The 1134-nt window shown below is 63.3% G+C and carries 2 protein-coding genes; both read left to right on the top strand.

The features are described from left to right. On the top strand, positions 1 to 473 hold a 473-nt coding region (locus tag G3N93_RS40040; RefSeq protein WP_206135528.1), incomplete at its 5' end, for an isocitrate lyase/phosphoenolpyruvate mutase family protein. A 337-nt stretch (positions 474 to 810) separates the two neighbouring features. After that, the gene (locus G3N93_RS40035) at positions 811 to 1077 is read left to right on the top strand and encodes a YodC family protein (protein ID WP_011354382.1); all 267 of its coding nucleotides are present in this window, start codon (positions 811 to 813) and stop codon (positions 1075 to 1077) included. Positions 1078 to 1134 lie beyond the last annotated feature (57 nt).

The following is a 1134-nucleotide window of genomic DNA, read 5'->3' as shown; positions in this document are numbered from 1 at the left end:
GTCAAGCGGCGATCGGGCGCATCGCGGCCGCCGTCGACGCGGCTCGCGCACTGCCGTTCCCGTTCACGCTGACCGCGCGCTGCGAAAACTACCTGCATGGCCGCCACGACCTCGCCGACACGATCGCGCGGCTCGTCGCCGATCGCGACGCGGGCGCCGACGTGCTGTACGCGCCGGGCATCACCGATGCGGACGAGATCGCGGCGGTGACGCAGGCGGTCGGCGCGCCCGTGAACGTCGTGATGGGGCTGCAGGGCGGATTGCTGAGCCTCGATGCGCTGGCGGCGCTCGGCGTGAAGCGGGTGAGCGTCGGCGGCGCGCTGGCGCGGGCCGCGCTCGGCGCCTTTTTGCGCGCGGCGAAGGAGATGGCGCAGGACGGCACGTTTACATTTACGCAAGCTGCCGTGCCCGGGCGCGATATCAACCGCTGGTTTGCGTCACCCGATAATTCGCCGGTTTTGTTCGGAGAATGAGCGTAAATAAACGGTGGGATCGTTTCCAGTCGAAACGTTGATTGACAATAATCAACCGATTTCGCGTCCGGATTAAACGTCGGTGACGACGCAAAATACATCGTCTATTCTCCGCATTCCGCCCGTTCGACCCTTGCCGGCGCGCAAACCGCGCCGGATCGGGCGATCGGGCACCCGCCGTGCGCGTCGATGCTGCGCATTGTTGCATTTCCCCGGTCGGTATGTTTTTGAACGCGGGAGTTGCCGGCCGGTTTTTTGATTGATAATCTGCGGCACGTTCGAATGAACGGCTGGTAAGCCACCGGGAATATCGATATATAAAAATGCTGAGAGAGCGATGACGAACCGAGAAAATCAACGCGTCAGGTTTCGCGTCGGCGATGTCGTGACGCTGAAGACGGGCGGGCCGCGCATGACCGTCACTTATGCCGGGCCGGTCGTATTCGACGACGGCGACTGGCTGATCTGCCAGTGGTTCGACGAAAACGGCGAATTCCGGCAGGAAATGTTCCCTCACGACACGGTGGTGCCCGAGCCGCGCGCGATTTCGGCCGGGCGCGTACGCATGCGCATGCAGTCGCATCGTTACCGCTCGGCTGCCTGACAATCACCTGTCGTCGCGATGCAGCCACGCGCAACGCACGCACCGCGACATTTCACA

It is taken from the genome of Burkholderia sp. Se-20378, from assembly GCF_017104665.1.
GTDB lineage: Bacteria > Pseudomonadota > Gammaproteobacteria > Burkholderiales > Burkholderiaceae > Burkholderia > Burkholderia lata.
This window is presented reverse-complemented; position numbering and strand designations above follow the sequence as displayed.